This is a genomic window from Mesorhizobium sp. M1217 (assembly GCF_040318275.1).
GTDB lineage: Bacteria > Pseudomonadota > Alphaproteobacteria > Rhizobiales > Rhizobiaceae > Mesorhizobium.
The window spans coordinates 268,010-285,379 of record NZ_JAMYMA010000004.1 but is presented as its reverse complement, the minus strand read 5'-3'; the positions used below and the strand labels follow the sequence as shown (position 1 = coordinate 285,379).

Sequence of the window (17,370 nt, the reverse complement as noted above, 5' to 3'; positions counted from 1 at the left end):
TTCTAGCCGCTTTTCAGCATATAGCCGGCGCCGCGAACCGTGTGCAGGATCGGCTTGTCGAAGCCCTTCTCAATCTTGCCGCGCAGCCGCGAGATATGAACGTCGATGACGTTGGTCTGCGGATCGAAATGGTAGTCCCAGACGTTCTCGAGCAGCATGGTGCGCGTCACTACCTGGCCGGCATGGCGCATCAAATATTCGAGCAGGCGGAACTCGCGCGGCTGCAGCGTTATCTCGCGCCCGGCGCGCCGCACCGAATGCGACAGCCGGTCGAGTTCGAGATCACCGACCCGGTAGACGGTTTCTGCCTCCCTGGCGCTGGCGCGGCGGTTCAGCACCTCGACGCGGGCGAGCAGTTCGGAAAAGGCGTAGGGCTTGGTCAGATAGTCGTCGCCGCCGGCACGCAGACCGGTGACCCGGTCGTCGACTTCGCCGAGCGCCGACAGGATCAGCACGGGCGTCGTATTGCCTCTGGACCTGAGCCCGGCAATGACGGACAGGCCGTCGCGGCGCGGCATCATGCGGTCGACGACCATGACGTCATAGTCGCCGGAATCAGCGAGTGCGAAGCCGGTTTCGCCGTCTCCGGCGACATGGGCGGTATGGCCGGCCTCGGCGAACGCCTTCTGCAGGTAGTCGGCCGCCTCGCGATCGTCTTCTATGACGAGAATCTTCATAGAACCGTTATACGCGATTTCGCTGGAAGATTGAGTGGCCGGCATATGCATCGTGGCCGTCTCCATGGCGTATCGCGAACAAGGTGATTCAGGGATACGCGGTAAGTCTTTGTTTTAGCATGCCGTAGCCTAAACCGCTTCACGCTTTGAGCGGCATGTTCGAGCGGCAGCGGGCGATCGGAAGCCCGCTGCCGCTGGGGCGGAACACGATGACTGACTAACGTATTCAGGCCCCGTGCTTTCCCGTGCGGCGGCTCGGGGGTGTGAAAACCGCCGCACCGGAAAAGTCGAGCCGGTCGTCAGCCCTTGGCGACAGGCAGCGCGACGAAGCGGTTGCTGTCGTCGCGGGTGATCTGCATCAGCACCGCCTTGCGTCCGGACTTCACCGCGTCGGCCATCGCCTTGTCGATGTCGCCGGTGCCGGTCACTTCCGTCGAATTGACGGAGGTGATGACGTCACCGGGCTGGATGCCGCGATCGGCGGCATCGCTGTCGGGGTCGACATCGGTCACCACAAGACCCTTGCCATTGTCGGACTTGGTGACGGTCAGGCCGAGATCGGCCAGCGTGTCGGTCTTCGGCGCGGGTGCAGGCTGCTGGTCGGCCGAGGCCTGCTTGTCGCTCGACGGCAGCTTGCCGAGATCGACCTTGACCGCCTCGCTCTTACCGTTGCGCCACACCGTGACATCGACCGATTTGCCGGGCGGGTAAGCGCCGATCAGACGGGCGAGTTCCTTCGGCGAAGCAACGTCCTTGCCGTCCACCTGAGTGATCACGTCACCGGCAGTGATGCCGGCCTTCTTGCCGGGACTGTTGTCCTGCGCGCTGGCAACGAGCGCGCCCTTGCCGGACCCAAGGCCAAGCGACTCGGCGATTTCGGGCGTGACCGGCTGGATTTCGACGCCGAGCCAGCCGCGCTGGACTGTGCCGTTCTTCATCAGATCCTGCACGACCTGCTTGGCGGTCGAAGCGGGAATATCGAAGGCAATGCCGACGCTGCCGCCTGACGGCGAGAAAATCGCGGTGTTGATGCCGACGACCTGGCCGTTGAGATTGAAGGTCGGGCCGCCCGAATTGCCGCGGTTCACCGAGGCGTCGATCTGGATGAAGTCGTCATAGGGACCGGCGCCGATATCGCGGCCGCGGGCCGAAACTATGCCTGCGGTAACCGTGCCGCCGAGGCCGAACGGATTGCCTACCGCCACCACCCAGTCGCCGACGCGAACCTTGGAATCATCGGCGAAGTCGACATAGGTGAACTTGCTGCCATCATTGACCTTGAGCACGGCAAGGTCGGTGCGCGGATCGGTGCCGATCAGCTTGGCGTCGAGTTCCTTGCCGTCATTGGTCACCACGGTGAAGGCGGTGCCTTCCTCGACGACATGGTTGTTGGTGACGAGATAGCCGTCATCGGAGATGAAGAAGCCCGACCCTTGCGCCACCGGCCGCGGCTGGTCGTTGTTGCGGTCACGGTGCCCAAAACGGCGCATTCCGTTCGGACCCTGGTCGCCGCCTTGGTCGCCAAAGCCGCGGAATTCGCGGAAGAACCGGCGCAGCTGCGGATTGTCGGGAAGATTGCCTAGGCCGTCCTCGTCGTCCATCTGGCCGGAACCGTCATCGGCCGTCGACTGGATCTTGGCCTTGACGCGCACGCTGACGACCGCCGGCGAAACGCGCTCGACCACATCGGCGAAGCTCGGGACCTGCGGTGCCTCGACACGCACGGCGTCGGCCAGAACCGGGGCTGTCCCGGTAGCAACAGCACCAAAGCCGATCGCGCCGGCAATGGCCAGGGATGCGGCTGCGGCCAGCAGGCGTTTGCGGGTGCGAAGATATGAATTGGGGGCAACATTCATGGTTCTCGTATCCTCTTTTCAAGGGACGCCCCTTGATTGGCATCCTCGACAAAGGAAATAGAGAACCGCACATTACGGCGCCATTTCCGGTACATGAAACTTTCGTAATGTTAGGATCAATCGCGGCGGAGTATCGCGTCCAGCGCCGCCTTCTCGTCCGCGGTCAGGGCATTGGTCGCCGTCGAGCGGCGCGAGCGGGCGGCCAGCAGGATGAACGTCCCGCCAACGAGCAGCAGAAGAACTGGCGTCCCCCAGAGCAAGGCGTTGCGCAGATTGAAGCGTGGCTTCAGCAGCACGAATTCGCCGTAGCGCGAAACGACATAGTCCATCACCTGCCGGTCGGTATCGCCGGCGACCAGGCGCTGGCGCACAAGGATGCGCAGGTCACGGGCAAGGTCGGCATCGGACTCGTCGATCGACTGATTCTGGCAGACCATGCAGCGCAAGCCTTCCGACAAAGCGCGCGCCCTCGCCTCGAGCGCCGGGTCGGCGAGCACCTCGTCGGGCTTGACCGCCTGCGCGGCGCCGGCGAACAACAGCGCCAGCAAGAGGACCAGCGAGGCCAGCGTGACCCTTTGGCTCATGGCGGGCTCGCCGATGGCACGGCGCCCGCCGGCTTGCGGGACGACGGCGCGCCGACACGCAGGCGGCGGTCGAGCAGCGACATCGCCGCACCCGCCATCATCACCAGGCCGCCACCCCAGATCAGCGTCACCAGCGGCTTCCACCACAGACGAACGACTACAGAGCCGTCGCTGGCCTCGTCGCCAAGCGAGAGATAGAGCTGGCTGAAGCCGATCGTGCTGATGCCGGATTCGGTCGTTGTCATCTGGCGCACCGGGTATGAGCGCTTGGCTGAGGTGATCTCGCCAGCGATGCTGCCGTCAGCGCCAAGCAGGGCGAAGCGGCCGCGATCCTCGCTGTAGTTAGGCCCCTGGGCCGGGTAGAGCCCCTCGAAGCGCAGGGTGTGGCCGGACAGTTCGACTGTATCGCCGGCATGCATCGACAGGATTTTTTCGGTGCCGAAGCAAAGCGTGCCGACAATGCCGAGCGTCGTCAGGCCGAGGCCGAGATGCGCAAGCGCTGTGCCGAAGACCGAGCGCGGCAGGCCGGCGAAGCGCCTGAGCACGGTGGCGGGCGCGACGGTGCCGAAGCCGGATTTGACGGCGAGATCGGTGAACGCGCCGCAGATCAGCCAGAAGGCAAGGCCGACACCGAGTGCCGCCAACACCGAAGCGCCATCGATGAACAGGGCGGTCACCAGCACGGCGAGCAGCGCCGCCGCGAAAGCCGCCATCAGGCGTTGGGCGACCGCGAAAATGTCGCCGCGCTTCCAGGCGAGCAGTGGCCCGAACGGCACGACGACCAGCAGCGGCACCATCAGCGGGCCGAATGTCAGGTTGAAGAACGGCGCGCCGACAGAAATCTTGTCGGCCGAAAGCGCTTCGACTACGAGCGGGTAGAGCGTGCCGACCAGCACGGTGGCGGTGGCGGTGGTCAGGAACAGATTGTTGAGGACCAGCGCGCCTTCGCGCGAGATCGGGTGAAACAGGCCGCCGGCCGTCAGCCGGGAGGCGCGCAAGGCAAACAGCGCCAGCGAGCCGCCAATGAACAGCGTCAGGATGCAGAGGATGAAAACGCCGCGCGTCGGATCGGTGGCGAAGGCGTGGACTGAGGTCAGCACGCCGGAGCGCACCAGGAAGGTGCCGAGCAGCGACAGCGAGAAGGTCAGGATCGCCAGCAGCAGCGTCCAGATCTTCAGCGCCGAGCGCTTTTCCATGACAATCGCCGAATGCAGCAGCGCCGTGCCCGCCAGCCACGGCATGAAGGACGCGTTCTCGACCGGATCCCAGAACCAGAAGCCGCCCCAGCCGAGCTCGTAGTAGGCCCAGTAGGAGCCCATGGCGATGCCGCCGGTGAGGAACATCCAGGCGACCAGCGTCCACGGCCGCACCCAGCGCGCCCACGATGCGTCGATGCGGCCCTCGATGAGGGCGGCGACCGAGAAGGAAAAGCATATCGAAAAGCCGACATAGCCGAGATAGAGCAGCGGCGGATGGATGGCGAGGCCGAGATCCTGCAGGATCGGATTGAGATCGCGGCCCTCGATGGGCGCCGGATTGAGCCTGACGAACGGGTTCGACGTCGTCAGGATGAACAGCAAGAAAGTAGCGCCGATCGCTCCCTGCACCGCAAGCACATTGGCCCGGAGCGTCGCCGGAAGATTGCCGCCGAAGACGGCGACAAGCGCGCCGAAGAAGGTCAGGATCAGCACCCAGAGCAGCATCGAACCTTCGTGATTGCCCCAAGTGCCGGTGATCTTGTAGATCAGCGGCTGCAGCGAATGCGAGTTCTCCCAGACGCTCTCCACCGAAAAGTCGGAGCCTGCATACGCGGTCGCCAGCGCCACGAAGGACAGCGCTGTCAAGGCAAAGCCGGTCAGCGCGGCGGGTGCGCCGACGGCCATCATCTTGTGGTTGCCGGTGCGCGCACCGAACAGCGGCACCACCGTCTGCACCAGGGCCAGCGCAAACGCCAGGACCAGGGCGAAATGTCCGGTTTCAACCATTGTCGCCGCGCTCGCCAGGTTTTGCCGCAGGTTCTTGCCGCAAAACCGTGGAACACTTTTGCGGAACCTCTCTAGTCACTCTTGCTCTCCTGCCAGACGCCCTTGGCCTTGAGGCCGTCGGCCACTTCCTTGGGCATATAGGTCTCATCATGCTTGGCGAGCACGCTGTCGGCGACAAAGATTCCGTCAGGGCCGAACGAGCCTTCGGTGATCACGCCCTGCCCTTCCCGGAAAAGGTCGGGAAGAATGCCGGTATAGGTAACCTTGACGTCCTTCTGGTTGTCGGTCACCGAAAAGGCGACGGTGGCGCCCTGGCTACGCTCTACTGTGCCTTTTTCGACGAGGCCGCCGAGCCTGATACGCTGGCCCGGCTGAAGGCTGGCGGTGGCCAGATCGGCCGGCATGTAGAAGTAGGAGGCCTTCTGGCCGAGCGCATAGAAGGTCAGCCCGGTGGCAACCCCGAGGAAGGCCAGCCCCGCAGCGATCACCGACAGTCGTTTCTGCTTGCGCGTCATCGTCTACTCCGTCGCCGTCACGCCGAGCGAGGCGGCAAAGGCGGTGAATTTCCTGGCCTGGTCGCTGTCCGCGCCAAAGACGGCGATACCGCGATTGAGTGCGTCACGCGCCTGATCTGTCTTGCCCAGCACGGCATAGGAACGAACGAGCTGCATCCACCCTTCCTCGTCGCGCGGATTTTGCCGAAGCTTTTCGTCGAGGCCGGCAACCATGGTGCTGATCATGGCTTGCCGGTCCTGCGGCGACATCGAGGAGGCAGCATCGATATCGTCGGCGCTCGGCCCTTTCGCGGGCGCCTCCGAAGCGACGTTGCGGGCGGCGGATTCAGCGAGCGCCTGCTCGACGGCACCGCGCCACGGCGAGCCCTGCGGCAAGGCGGCAAGCATCTTTTGCCAAGCCGCCGTCGCTTCAGCTGTGCGGCCTTCCTGCGCTAAGCCCATGGCGAGATAGAACGAGGCCTTCGGGTTTGCCGGATCGAGCTTCAGCGCCGCCTCGAAAGCAGCCTGGGCGTCGGCTGAAACGATGCCGCCGGCCGCATTGGCGATCGCCTCGCCGAGGCCGGCTTGACGGGCGGCACTGTCGCCGTCAAGGCGAATGGCATTGCGGTAGGCGGTTACCGCATCGGCGTATCGCTGCATGCGCAGATAGACCGGCGCCAGCACGTCCCAGCCGCGGCCATCGGACGGGTTGGCCGCAAGGTGCGCTTCGGCGCGTGCCACCAGCTCGTCCACCGAGCTGTCGGCGGGGTTCTTGGCCAGGCGTTCGCTGAGCGGCTGCGACGGCAGGTCGGGTGAGCCGAGCTGGCCGTAAAGGCCCCAGCTAACCAGCGGAACCACCAGCACGGCAGCGGTCGCCACCAGCCTTGTCGACCGCTGTGTCGCCGTCGTGCCGGCCGGGCCGGCATTGCTCAGGCGAAGGATGCGGCGGGCGATCTCGGCGCGCGCCTCTTCGGCCTCCATTGGCCGGATCAGGCCACGCGCCACGTCGCGGTCAAGCTCGGCCAATTGGTCGCGATAGACTTCAAGGTCGTGATCGCCGGCAGCGGACGTGTTCTTTGTTTCGCCCGCCAACGGCAGCAGCACCGCCAGGCTTGCGCCCAGCGTCAGGATTGCGGCTATGACCCAGAACAGCATGGCTCTTCCAATAGAACGAGACCCTTGCCCTGCCAACACAAGCGTGCTGCGACGCTTTGACGGGACCGCTCCGATCGATAGTGCCGGACCGGGATCGGTGTATCAACGGCCGGCGAGCTACGTCAGCGGGGTCCAGCTGCCGTCGGCATTGCGACAGGCGGTTCCGCGCGCGGTGGCGCCGGCAGCGCCGGTAAACACCGTATGGGTGTATTGCCGGCAGTCCTGCGAGCCGACGCGATAGGGCTGGGCGGCGACAACTTCGCCGCGATGGGCCGAACTGTCGCTCTTCCACGCCACCTTCTGGCCGCTCGCCGTATATTCAAGCGCCTTGTATTCCGCCTCGAGCGCGCTGCGCTTCTCGGTCTCGCTCAAGCCGGTGCCGATCGAACCACCGACGAGGCCGCCGCCCATGGCGGCGATGATCGTCGTCGCGACCTTGGCGCCACTGGGAGGCGTGGCGGCCGGTGTCACCGTAACGGCTGGGCCCTTGCCGAGCGTCGTACAGCCGGAGACGGCGAGCAGGGCGGAAACGAGCGCGACGCGAATCTTCATGCCAATACCGGCTTTCTTGAGCTGGACCGCCGCGCTGTCAGCAGGCTGGCGCGGCCATAATGTCGATGTTTATCGGAAATTTGGCCGCAGCCAGCCGCCCGGAAAAGCATTACTGAAGGCTCCGCAATCGAACCACCGCCTTCAATCCACCCATGACGGATCGTTCCAGCGCCAGAACGCCTCCATACTCGTTGATAAGGTCGGCGACAATGGCAAGTCCGAGCCCGCTGCCGGGTTTTGTCTCGTCGAGACGCCGTCCGCGCTGCAATGCCTCGCGCGCCTTGTCTTCGGGAATGCCGGGGCCGTCATCCTCGATGGCTATCTCGAACAGATTGGCCGCCCCTTCCCTGCCGGCGATGGGCTTGACGGAAACGGCGACCGCGCTCCTTGCCCATTTCATCGCATTGTCGAGCAGATTGCCGAGCAGCTCCTCAAGGTCCTCACGTTCGCCGGCAAAGACGATGTCGGTGGCCGGCAGCGAGAGCGAGAGCGCGGTCCGCGGGTTGAGCTTCTGCAGCACGCGCACCATGCGCTGGACCAGCGGGGCCACCGGCGTGCGGTAAACGACGCTGTCGCGCTGCGCGGCAACGCGGGCACGTTGCAGATAGTGGTCGACCTGCTTCTGCATGGAAGCGGCCTGCTCGGCGATGAGCTGGCCCTTGGCGCCACCCAGCGCCCGCCCCTCGTTGAGCAGCACGGCCAGCGGCGTCTTCAGCGAGTGCGCGAGGTTGCCGACCTGCGTGCGCGACCGCTCGACGATACGCCTGTTGTTCTCGATCAGCGCATTCGTCTCGTTGGCGAGCGGCTCGATCTCGGCCGGGAAGCGGCCGTCGAGCCGTTGCGCAGTTCCTTCGCGCACCATGGCAAGGGCATTCCTGACCCGGCGCAGCGGCTGCAGGCCGAGCAGGATGGCGATTGCATTGATGGCGATCATGCCGACGCCGAACAGCGACAGATAGGTCAAAAGGCGCCGCTGGAAGGTGGCGATTTCCTGCTCGAGCTCGGTCTGGTTGCCCATGACACGGAAGCGCGCGGCGCGGTTTTTCGCATCGAGGACGAACTCGCTCTCGAACACCTCCAGTTGCTCGCCTTCGATGCCGTCCGCCGAATAACTGCGCTGGAAGCTGGCATTGAATGGCACCTCGGCAACGCTTGGCGACGGGATCGCCTTGGTCATCGACGACGAATGGAGATCGCCGTGCACGCCTTCCGAGGCGGGCTCGACCGACCAGTACCAGCCGGAATTCGGCTCCGAGAACCTCAAATCGCCAAGGTCGGGAGCGCCGGTCAATTGGCCGCTTTCGGAAACGCCGACCGAGCCGATCAGGTTGAACAGATGCGCCGAGAGCAGGCTGTCGAAACCGCGCTCGCTGGCCTGGCGATAGAGCGTGGTGATCAAGGTGAAGATGACGACCAGAGTGAGGATCGCCCAGACCGTGGAAAAGGCGATGACGCGAAACGCCAGCGAACGCGGCCATGACCGCAGCGACGGCGTGTTCGAGACGGCGGGTTTTGTAGGCAGCGGTTCCGCGTTACGCCTCCGGCTTACGCATGCGGTAGCCCATGCCGCGAACGGTTTCGATCATGTCGATGCCCATCTTCTTGCGAAGCCGTCCGACGAAGACCTCGATCGTATTGGAATCGCGGTCGAAATCCTGATCGTAGAGATGCTCGACCAGTTCGGTCCGGGACACGACCTCGCCCATATGGTGCATCAAATAGGCAAGCAGGCGGAATTCATGCGATGTCAGCTTCAGCGGTACACCATCGACGTCGGCCTTGGAGGCCTTGGTGTCGAGGCGCAGCGGTCCGCAGGTCAGCTCCGACGAGGCATGCCCGGCGGCACGCCGGATCAAGGCCCGCACCCTGGCCAGGATTTCCTCGATGTGGAAAGGTTTGGTGACGTAGTCGTCGGCGCCTGCGTCGATACCGGCAACCTTGTCGCTCCAGCGGTCGCGTGCCGTCAGGATCAGCACCGGCATCTTGCGGCCGCCACGCCGCCAGCGCTCGACCACGCTGATGCCGTCCATCTGCGGCAGGCCGATGTCGAGCACGACGGCATCGTAGGGCTCGGTGTCGCCGAGAAAGTGCCCTTCCTCGCCGTCGAAAGCGCGGTCGACGACATAGCCGGCATCGACCAGCGCGTCGCCGATCTGACGGTTGAGATCCTTGTCATCTTCGACGACGAGTACGCGCATGCCGGAGGCCTGTTGAAGCTGTTCAGATATAGGCCGATTCCGGCAGACTGGGAAACGGCACGGTTCAGTTCAGCGGAACGACGATCTCCGAGCGACGCGGACGCTGCCCTTCTTTGCCCGGAACGAGCACGACGATGACGCAGACCGGCTGGCCGCCGCGTGTCGACTGCGAGGCCTTGGCCAAGGTCCCGCCATTCTGCTCGGCCACCTGCTGGCCGATCGCATAGCAGTCGGAGGCGGCGAGGACGACCGGTTGGGGCTGCTCGGGCACGACAACGGGGATCGCCATCGCCTGCGACGCAAGCAGACCGGCGGCTGAGAGCGCCAGTGCCGCGGTCCGGAAGTGGGAGCAAAGGATGTTCATGGTCAGCGTTCTAACGCGCTGGTGCTGAACGTGATATGAACGGTGAACGCTCGAATGCATGCCCGCCACACCCCTGAAGCGCGAGATTACCGGATTGCCATCTCGCCGCCCGTCTCGCGAAATCGCCAAAGTTTAACCTAGCCCTCCGATCCTTCGCCGACAACCGGCATCATTTGGCGGAGAAGGCAATCGCTTCAGGTGTGCGCCGACTTCGACAATCGATCCGGGACAATCGATCCGGCAACCGAAGGCAGGTTCAGGCGAACCGACCTGAAACAAAAAAACCCGCTCGGCGGCGGGTCGTTGGCGCCAATCAGCACCATAGTGAAATTAGTAGCATAGCTGCCGGCACAAAGCAAGAACAAAATTGCCCGATTCTTACGGAAAGTGCCCGGCGGTCAGCCCTCATCCTCGATCATGGCGCGGAAACGCAGCAGCCCGTGATGGGCCGAAAGGTCCTCGTCGTAGCGGGCTTCGGCGAATTCGAGCTTGAGATAGGCGCGGCGATGTTCGCCAAGCGAGAGTGCCGCATCTCGCAAGCGGGCGCTGACCAGGTCCATGATGTCGAGCGTTTCCTTGCTGGCCTCGGACTTCGACCAGACATGCAGCGTCAGCAACTGCTCGGCGTTGTTCTCCGTGCCCGTAGCCCAGTCGTAAACGCTGGTGCGGCCGAAGGTCATGTGGGGAAACGCAACATTTTCCGGTGCACGGTCGAACAATCTTGCGTCGCCCAGTGCCGCCGATAAATCGGGATCGCCATTCACTGCCTCGAATATGGCCTTCTGCAATTCGACGGGTGGCGCGGTCATTGTCTTTCCCCTCGCCCGTCGCGTCGACCTCCCTGCTGCGTAGCTGCGTTGCATGGCGGCATCCCGGCAAAGCGCGAATCAGCGCGTCTCATACGGATTATGAACCTTCATGATCTCGGGAATAAGCCCTGCTACTGGAACCCGCGACGCCGCGGCCTTTCGCGTCACGGACGCCCTTGAGGGTGACGCGAATTCATTTGGCGTGCAGAGCGTTCGAAGAACGATGCTATGAAGATGTCTGGTTTCCAAACATTCGAGGTCGTTTTCGTGCGCGAGCCATCGCTGCTGCCTGTTTTCGGAAAGCTTGGGGTCAGGGCGCGGCCGGTCGCGATTGCGGCGCCGACCATGTCGATGACCATCAAGAATTTGGTCAACCGCACTCGGGAGCTGCTCTCGGCGCACGGTAGCCTGGCCCTGAAGCTGTTCGTCGTTTTGTGGACGGTGCTTGTCCTGGCGGCAATATTCTTCGTCGCCCAAGCCTGACCGAGCGACATTCATCGATCGGGCGGAAACTAAAGGATGCCAAGATGGCAAACCGCTACGCGCTGCGTATGGAACGTCCTCACAGCTCGACCGTCTTCTACGTCTTCACCGGCCAGCCTGTCGAGCTCAAGCAGCAATCCATGGTCGGCATGAACACGTGCGATGCGCACGCGATGGTCGATCGGCTGAACAGTCGTGACATCGCGGCGGGCGAAGGCGGACCGGAAGCCCCGAGAAAGCGTCTTGTGGACGGATCGCGACGGATCTAGCGAAAATCTGCCGCAGTCAGCACATATATGCTCCTGCGGGTGCGGGCATAGGCATTCCTGGCGACATCGTGGATCGAGCTGGAAGCCGTGTCGAAGGCCGCCAGATAGGTAGCTTCCGAGGCCGCCGTTCCCGGCTGCACTTTGGAGATGGCATCGGTTGCGACAGAGAAGGAAATCTGGAACATGCCGTCATGGCCGACGAAGCGGATGCGTTTGCTTGCCTCGTCGTAGCTGCGGCTGGGATTGGGAAATGTCAGGCTCATGATTTGGCCTCCGTCGATGCGGATACGGCCTGCTTGACTGTCCGCGCCGCCCGCTTCTTCTTTGGGGCGACCGGATTCAGAGCTGCCGCCGCGCGATCCGCCTCTTCCTTGGCCAGTCGCAATTCCCTCAGTCTTGCCGTTTTGATAGCCCTGGCCTTGGCCTCCGAGAGATATTCGGCAGTTGCTTTGTTCCGCTCCGCCGTTTTCTTTTGATTTTCCATGAAGCGAGCCTGAGCTTTTTCCATGATGTTCTGATTGCCTTCGGCCATCGGTAAAATCTCCCTTGCAGCGAAAGTCGTGAGTGTGAACTTCACCGTAAAATAGGTGTTCAAAGACAGAAATTCAATTTCATTAATATTCGGCAATGCCCGAACACCAAGGGATAGCCAGGCAAAATAATTAATTCAATATTTGACATACCCCATGAATATTTTTTGGCACTCCTATCAATCGAGTGCCAAGGCGCCTATAGAGAGGGGCGGCCGCCTAAGCCGGCCCCAGAAAGAGTCCCCATGAAATTCCGGCCACTCCACGATCGCGTCGTCATTCGGCGCGCCGAAAGCGACACCAAATCCAAGGGCGGCATCATCATCCCCGACAATGCCAAGGAAAAACCGCAGGAAGGCGAAGTGATCGCCGTCGGGCCGGGCGCGCGGGACGAAAGCGGCGTGCTGATGGCGCTCGACGTCAAGGCCGGCGACCTCATCCTGTTCGGCAAATGGTCCGGCACCGAGGTCAAGATAGACGGCGAGGACCTTGTGATCATGAAGGAGGCCGACATCATGGGCATCATCGACAAGAGCGAGATGGGTATCATCGACAAGAGCGTGGCTACCAAGAAGGCCGCCTGATTGGAATGCCGCGCGCCCTGCCGGGCGCGCAAAGGATGCTCCAAGCTTTGATTCAGGCGCGCTGCAAGCGTCTTGCCACACCAACCGAACTGGAAAAAATCATGTCTGCCAAAGAAATCAAATTTTCCACCGACGCGCGTGACCGCATGCTGCGCGGTGTCGAAATCCTCAACAACGCCGTCAAGGTGACGCTCGGCCCTAAGGGCCGCAACGTCATCATCGACAAGGCCTATGGCGCGCCGCGCATCACCAAGGACGGGGTGACGGTGGCCAAGGAAATCGAACTTTCCGACAAGTTCGAGAACATGGGCGCACAGATGGTGCGCGAAGTGGCCTCGAAGACCAACGACCTCGCCGGCGACGGCACCACCACCGCCACGGTGCTTGCCGCTTCCATCCTGCGCGAGGGCGCCAAATTCGTTGCCGCCGGCATGAACCCGATGGACCTCAAGCGCGGCATCGACCTTGCCGTCACCGCCGTCGTCAAGGAAATCCAGGCTCGAGCCAAGAAGGTCAAGTCCTCAGGCGAGATCGCGCAGGTCGGCACCATTGCCGCCAATGGCGACACCAGCGTCGGTGCCATGATCGCCGAGGCGATGGACAAGGTCGGCAATGACGGCGTCATCACCGTCGAGGAGGCCAAGACCGCCGAAACCGAACTCGACGTCGTCGAAGGCATGCAGTTCGACCGCGGCTATCTCTCGCCCTATTTCGTCACCAATGCCGAGAAGATGCGCGCCGAGCTGGAAGACCCTTACGTGCTCATCCACGAAAAGAAGCTCGGCAATCTGCAGGCGCTGCTGCCCATCCTCGAAGCCGTGGTGCAAAGCGGCAGGCCGCTGTTGATCATCTCCGAGGACGTCGAGGGCGAAGCGCTGGCGACGCTGGTCGTCAACAAGCTGCGCGGCGGCCTCAAGGTCGCGGCCGTCAAGGCGCCTGGCTTCGGTGACCGCCGCAAGGCGATGCTGGAAGACATCGCCGTGCTCACCGCCGGACAGATGATTTCCGAGGATCTCGGCATCAAGCTGGAGAACATCACCATAGACATGCTCGGCCGCGCCAAGCGCGTGCTGATCGAGAAGGACACCACCACGATCATCGACGGCGCCGGCGAGAAGGCCACCATCCAGGCGCGCGTCCAGCAGATCAAGGGGCAGATCGAGGAAACCACTTCCGACTACGACAAGGAGAAGCTGCAGGAACGTCTCGCCAAGCTGGCGGGCGGCGTTGCCGTCATCCGCGTCGGCGGCGCCACCGAATCCGAGGTCAAGGAAAAGAAGGACCGCATCGACGATGCGCTGAACGCCACCCGCGCGGCCGTCGAGGAAGGCATCGTTCCCGGCGGCGGCGTCGCGTTGCTGCGCGCCAAGGCTGTGCTGAACGGGCTGACCGGAGCCAATGCCGATGTAACGGCGGGCATTTCGATCGTGTCGAGAGCGCTCGAAGCGCCGATCCGGCAGATCGCCGAGAATTCCGGCGTCGAAGGTTCGATTGTCGTCGGCAAACTCGCCGACAGCAAGGACCACAATCAGGGCTTCGATGCCCAGAACGAGGTCTATGTCGACATGATCAAGGCCGGCATCGTCGACCCCGCGAAGGTGGTGCGGACGGCGCTGCAGGACGCGGGCTCGATTGCGGCGCTACTGATCACTGCTGAGGCCATGATCACAGACGTTTCAGCCAAGGAAGCCGCTGCTTCGCCCGGCGGCATGGGCTATTGACCAGCCGCTGCCGGAAACAAGCCTGAAAGACAGCCGCCGGGGGATATTCCCCGGCGCGCGCCATCGGCAAGGAGATCGATCCATGATCGCATTCGTCCCGAAGCCAAATGCAGCCACGAAGACCAAAGTGGCAGAGGAAAGCCGCTTCGATCGCATTCGCAGGCTTGCCGACAAGCACAGGAAAGCCGACGCCGGCACGATAGGCCGCGACCCGAAAAAGATCGCGGACAAGCGTCCCATGTGACGATTGCCAATCCTCGGCACCCCGCGCAAGCGCGGCACCAGACCCTTATCGCGTCTCGTCGCTGATCAGCGCCAGCTGAATGCGATTCTTGCCCGAACGCACAAGCGCCGTCAGTGCCTGCATGGTGCGGTCAAGCTTATCTCCGAGCGGCGGCAACTGGGGCCGCTACTTGGCGGCGTCATCGTACCGTTGGTTCTGCGCCATGAGGTGGCGGACCACGAGGTGAAGGAAAGCCTGATCGTTCAATCCAGGCTCGACTGGACCATCGTGGAGCCGCCCAGGTTGAGCCGCCCAAGTTGAGCAATGGAGCGGCAACGGGTGAATTCCGCACGGCAAACGGCATCCGGTCGGCGTCGCTGCTGCCGACGCTGGCGCGTGCCGACCTTCATGCTAGCCCAACTCGACGGCACCACCTACTCGCGCAGGGCAGCCAACATCCTGCGCTGACGCCTCGCGGGAGCCGTCTTCCCCTCGACGAACCGCCCGCTATATCTTCATCGCCCTTACCTTCATCGCCCTTGTCGGCAGCACCAAAATGGACGAATAGTCTTGCAAGGCGCGCCGCCCTGAAATTGCCGGCATGCGGTTTCTCAGTTGGCGGCATCGCCACAGCCGGATCCTGGAATGGCCAGTCCTTTGGAACCACGCAAGAGAAGAGGTCCGATCGCGGCAAGGCTGCTGGCGGTGGATGCGTGGATCGATTCCTCGGTCTACGAAATCGGCTTCAGGGCGCGTCAGTTCTGGGAAGCGGCGACCATCTTCTCGCGGCGTTTCCGCGTCGGCGGCTGGCGCCGCGGCATGATCGAACTGTTGAGTGAAGGGTTTACGCTCGGTGCCGGCGGCATCGTCGTGCTTTTGGCGCTGGCCTTGCCGGCCTTTCAGATAACCGCCGGCGACTGGCGCACGCAGGGCGATTTCGCCGTCACCTTCCTTGACCGCTACGGCAACGAGATCGGCCAGCGCGGCATCATCCAGCGCGATTCGGTGCCGGTCGACGAGATGCCCGACCATGTCATCAAGGCGGTGCTGGCCACCGAGGACCGGCGCTTCTTCGACCATTACGGCATCGACGTGCTTGGCCTGTCGCGGGCCATATTCGAGAACGTGCGGGCGAATTCCGTCGTCCAGGGCGGCTCGAGCATCACCCAGCAGCTGGCCAAGAACCTGTTCTTGACCAATGAGCGGACATTCGAGCGCAAGATCAAGGAAGCCTTCCTGTCGCTATGGCTCGAAGCCAATCTGTCGAAGAAGGAAATCCTGCAGCTTTACCTCGACCGCGCCTATATGGGCGGCGGCACCTTCGGCATCGAGGCGGCGGCAGATTTCTATTTCGGCAAGAGCGTCAAGGACCTGAACCTTGCCGAGGCGGCGATGCTGGCCGGCCTGTTCAAGGCACCGACCAAATATGCGCCGCACATAAACCTGCCCGCCGCCCGGGCGCGCGCCAATGTCGTGCTGTCCAACCTGGTCGATTCCGGCTTCATGACCGAAGGCCAGGTGCTGCAGGCAAGATTACACCCGGCCGAAATCGTTGATCGCGGCGAGCAGAAAAGCCCCGACTACTATCTCGATTGGGCCTTCGAAGAGGTCAAGAAGATCGCCGCCAAAGGCGGCCCGCACTCGCTTGTCGCCCACACCACCTTCGACGCCAACATCCAGAAGGCGGCCGAAGAATCGATGGAGTTCCACCTCCGCCAGTTCGGCAAGGAATACAACGTCACCGAGGGCGCCATCGTCGTCATCGAGACCAACGGCGCGGTCCGGGCGATCGTCGGCGGCCGCGACTACGGCGCCAGCCAGTTCAACCGCGCCACCAAGGCACTTCGCCAGACCGGCTCCTCGTTCAAGCCCTATGTCTATGCGACGGCGATGGAGCATGGCTTCACGCCGGATTCGGTGGTTTCCGGCGGACCCATCTCCTGGGGCAGTTGGTCGCCCCACAATTACAATGGCGGGTCGGCCGGCAAGGTGACGCTGATCACGGCGATGGCCAAATCGATCAACACCGTGCCGGTGCGGCTGGCCAAGGATTATCTCGGCATCAAGCCGATCAAGGCGATGGCCGAGGCGATGGGCGTCGAGTCGCCGCTGGAATCACACAAGACCATGGTGCTCGGCACGTCGGGCATGACCGTGATGGACCAGGCGACGGGCTACAGCGTGTTCGCCCAGAACGGCTTTGCCGGAACCCGGCACGGCGTCAGCCAACTCTTCACCCGCACCGGCGAGGTGGTCTACGACTTCGCCAAGGATGCGCCGCCGCCGCACCGGGTGCTGTCGGAGCAGGCGCTCAAATACATGAACACCATGCTGGCCGCCGTTCCGGTGATCGGTACGGCCCGGCGCGCGGCCCTTCCAAACATCGTCGTCGCCGGCAAGACCGGCACGACCCAGTCCTACCGCGATGCCTGGTTTGTCGGCTTTACCGGCAACTACACGGCCGCCGTCTGGCTTGGCAATGACGACTTCACCGCGACCAACAAGATGACCGGCGGCACCCTGCCGGCCATGGTGTGGCAGCGCCTGATGCTCTATGCGCACCAGAATATCGACCTCAGACCGATCCCTGGCCTCGATCACCCCTTCGTCGATGCCGAAATCGCTGCCAAGGCCGAGGAAGCGGAAAAGAAGAGCGCCGAACAGGCAGCAGCCGATGCCGCCGCCGAGCGTCCGCCGGTGCTGTCCAGCCGGACCACCCAGACCCTGAAGGAACTCACCAAGCTGTTCCAGGCGGCACCCGTGCTCGACGCGCCCGCTGCACCGGAGACCCTCTCGGCGCTCTGAGCGGTCAATTCCACAGGGCCGCTTGCCACAAGCCCCCGCACCGCGATATCCCGAGCGACAGTCTTTCAGTCCCCGGCCTTC

At 63.4% G+C, this 17,370-nt stretch carries 20 protein-coding genes; 7 read left to right on the top strand and 13 right to left on the bottom strand.

Translation table 11 applies throughout. The features are described 5' to 3' along the window. Positions 1-2: 2 nt before the first annotated feature. From NKH37_RS08840 to NKH37_RS08790, 11 genes are all read right to left on the bottom strand, one after another. Positions 3-677, bottom strand: a complete 675-nt coding sequence (locus NKH37_RS08840; RefSeq protein WP_254819962.1) for a response regulator transcription factor — start codon at positions 675-677, stop codon at positions 3-5. Between the two features lie 299 nt (positions 678-976). Beyond that, complete coding sequence (locus tag NKH37_RS08835) at positions 977-2,533, bottom strand: Do family serine endopeptidase (protein ID WP_352481893.1); 1,557 nt, start codon at positions 2,531-2,533, stop codon at positions 977-979. Positions 2,534-2,649: 116 nt separating this feature from the next. Then, on the bottom strand, positions 2,650-3,117 hold the full coding sequence (locus NKH37_RS08830; RefSeq protein WP_352588740.1) for a cytochrome c-type biogenesis protein: 468 nt from the start codon (positions 3,115-3,117) through the stop codon (positions 2,650-2,652). Further along, complete coding sequence (locus NKH37_RS08825) at positions 3,114-5,102, bottom strand: heme lyase CcmF/NrfE family subunit (protein WP_023718385.1); 1,989 nt, start codon at positions 5,100-5,102, stop codon at positions 3,114-3,116. Before NKH37_RS08825 ends, NKH37_RS08830 begins: the two co-directional genes overlap by 4 nt. A gap of 71 nt (positions 5,103-5,173) precedes the next feature. Further along, positions 5,174-5,617 carry a cytochrome c maturation protein CcmE gene (gene ccmE / locus NKH37_RS08820; RefSeq protein ID WP_023718386.1) on the bottom strand — a complete coding sequence of 148 codons (444 nt, stop codon included), beginning with the start codon at positions 5,615-5,617 and terminating at the stop codon, positions 5,174-5,176. Positions 5,618-5,620: 3 nt separating this feature from the next. Continuing rightward, the gene (ccmI, locus tag NKH37_RS08815) at positions 5,621-6,751 is read right to left on the bottom strand and encodes a c-type cytochrome biogenesis protein CcmI (protein ID WP_023718387.1); all 1,131 of its coding nucleotides are present in this window, start codon (positions 6,749-6,751) and stop codon (positions 5,621-5,623) included. A gap of 117 nt (positions 6,752-6,868) precedes the next feature. Beyond that, positions 6,869-7,303, bottom strand: coding sequence for an RT0821/Lpp0805 family surface protein (locus NKH37_RS08810; protein ID WP_023718388.1), 435 nt, complete (start codon positions 7,301-7,303; stop codon positions 6,869-6,871). A gap of 109 nt (positions 7,304-7,412) precedes the next feature. After that, positions 7,413-8,825, bottom strand: a complete 1,413-nt coding sequence (locus NKH37_RS08805) for an ATP-binding protein (RefSeq protein WP_051409642.1) — start codon at positions 8,823-8,825, stop codon at positions 7,413-7,415. Positions 8,826-8,835: 10 nt separating this feature from the next. Further along, positions 8,836-9,501, bottom strand: coding sequence for a response regulator transcription factor (locus tag NKH37_RS08800; RefSeq protein WP_023718390.1), 666 nt, complete (start codon positions 9,499-9,501; stop codon positions 8,836-8,838). 64 nt (positions 9,502-9,565) lie between these two features. After that, positions 9,566-9,865, bottom strand: a complete 300-nt coding sequence (locus tag NKH37_RS08795; RefSeq protein WP_023718391.1) for a hypothetical protein — start codon at positions 9,863-9,865, stop codon at positions 9,566-9,568. A 398-nt stretch (positions 9,866-10,263) separates the two neighbouring features. Then, positions 10,264-10,674 (bottom strand): DUF3168 domain-containing protein, encoded by a 411-nt coding sequence (locus NKH37_RS08790; protein ID WP_023718393.1) that lies wholly within the window; start codon positions 10,672-10,674, stop codon positions 10,264-10,266. Between the two features lie 234 nt (positions 10,675-10,908). On the opposite strand from NKH37_RS08790, the gene NKH37_RS08785 reads away from it, so the two are divergent. Next, the gene (locus NKH37_RS08785; RefSeq protein WP_353005169.1) at positions 10,909-11,157 is read left to right on the top strand and encodes a hypothetical protein; all 249 of its coding nucleotides are present in this window, start codon (positions 10,909-10,911) and stop codon (positions 11,155-11,157) included. 44 nt (positions 11,158-11,201) lie between these two features. After that, complete coding sequence (locus tag NKH37_RS08780; RefSeq protein ID WP_353005167.1) at positions 11,202-11,426, top strand: hypothetical protein; 225 nt, start codon at positions 11,202-11,204, stop codon at positions 11,424-11,426. Here the strand turns inward: NKH37_RS08780 and NKH37_RS08775 are convergent. Continuing rightward, complete coding sequence (locus tag NKH37_RS08775; protein WP_023718394.1) at positions 11,423-11,689, bottom strand: DUF1488 family protein; 267 nt, start codon at positions 11,687-11,689, stop codon at positions 11,423-11,425. The two genes, NKH37_RS08780 and NKH37_RS08775, sit on opposite strands and share 4 nt — an antisense overlap. After that, on the bottom strand, positions 11,686-11,958 hold the full coding sequence (locus NKH37_RS08770; RefSeq protein ID WP_023718395.1) for a hypothetical protein: 273 nt from the start codon (positions 11,956-11,958) through the stop codon (positions 11,686-11,688). Before NKH37_RS08770 ends, NKH37_RS08775 begins: the two co-directional genes overlap by 4 nt. Positions 11,959-12,201: 243 nt before the next feature. Between NKH37_RS08770 and NKH37_RS08765 the strand changes: the two genes are divergently transcribed. From NKH37_RS08765 to NKH37_RS08745, 5 genes are all read left to right on the top strand, one after another. Further along, a complete protein-coding gene (locus NKH37_RS08765; RefSeq protein WP_023718396.1) occupies positions 12,202-12,540 on the top strand; it encodes a co-chaperone GroES in 339 nt (112 codons plus the stop codon). A 101-nt stretch (positions 12,541-12,641) separates the two neighbouring features. Continuing rightward, on the top strand, positions 12,642-14,261 hold the full coding sequence (gene groL / locus NKH37_RS08760) for a chaperonin GroEL (RefSeq protein ID WP_353005165.1): 1,620 nt from the start codon (positions 12,642-12,644) through the stop codon (positions 14,259-14,261). A gap of 82 nt (positions 14,262-14,343) precedes the next feature. Then, positions 14,344-14,505 carry a hypothetical protein gene (locus tag NKH37_RS08755; RefSeq protein ID WP_023718397.1) on the top strand — a complete coding sequence of 54 codons (162 nt, stop codon included), beginning with the start codon at positions 14,344-14,346 and terminating at the stop codon, positions 14,503-14,505. 3 nt (positions 14,506-14,508) lie between these two features. Beyond that, on the top strand, positions 14,509-14,805 hold the full coding sequence (locus tag NKH37_RS08750) for a hypothetical protein (protein WP_352814766.1): 297 nt from the start codon (positions 14,509-14,511) through the stop codon (positions 14,803-14,805). Between the two features lie 324 nt (positions 14,806-15,129). After that, complete coding sequence (locus NKH37_RS08745; RefSeq protein ID WP_023718399.1) at positions 15,130-17,289, top strand: transglycosylase domain-containing protein; 2,160 nt, start codon at positions 15,130-15,132, stop codon at positions 17,287-17,289. The last annotated feature ends 81 nt before the right edge of the window (positions 17,290-17,370 follow it).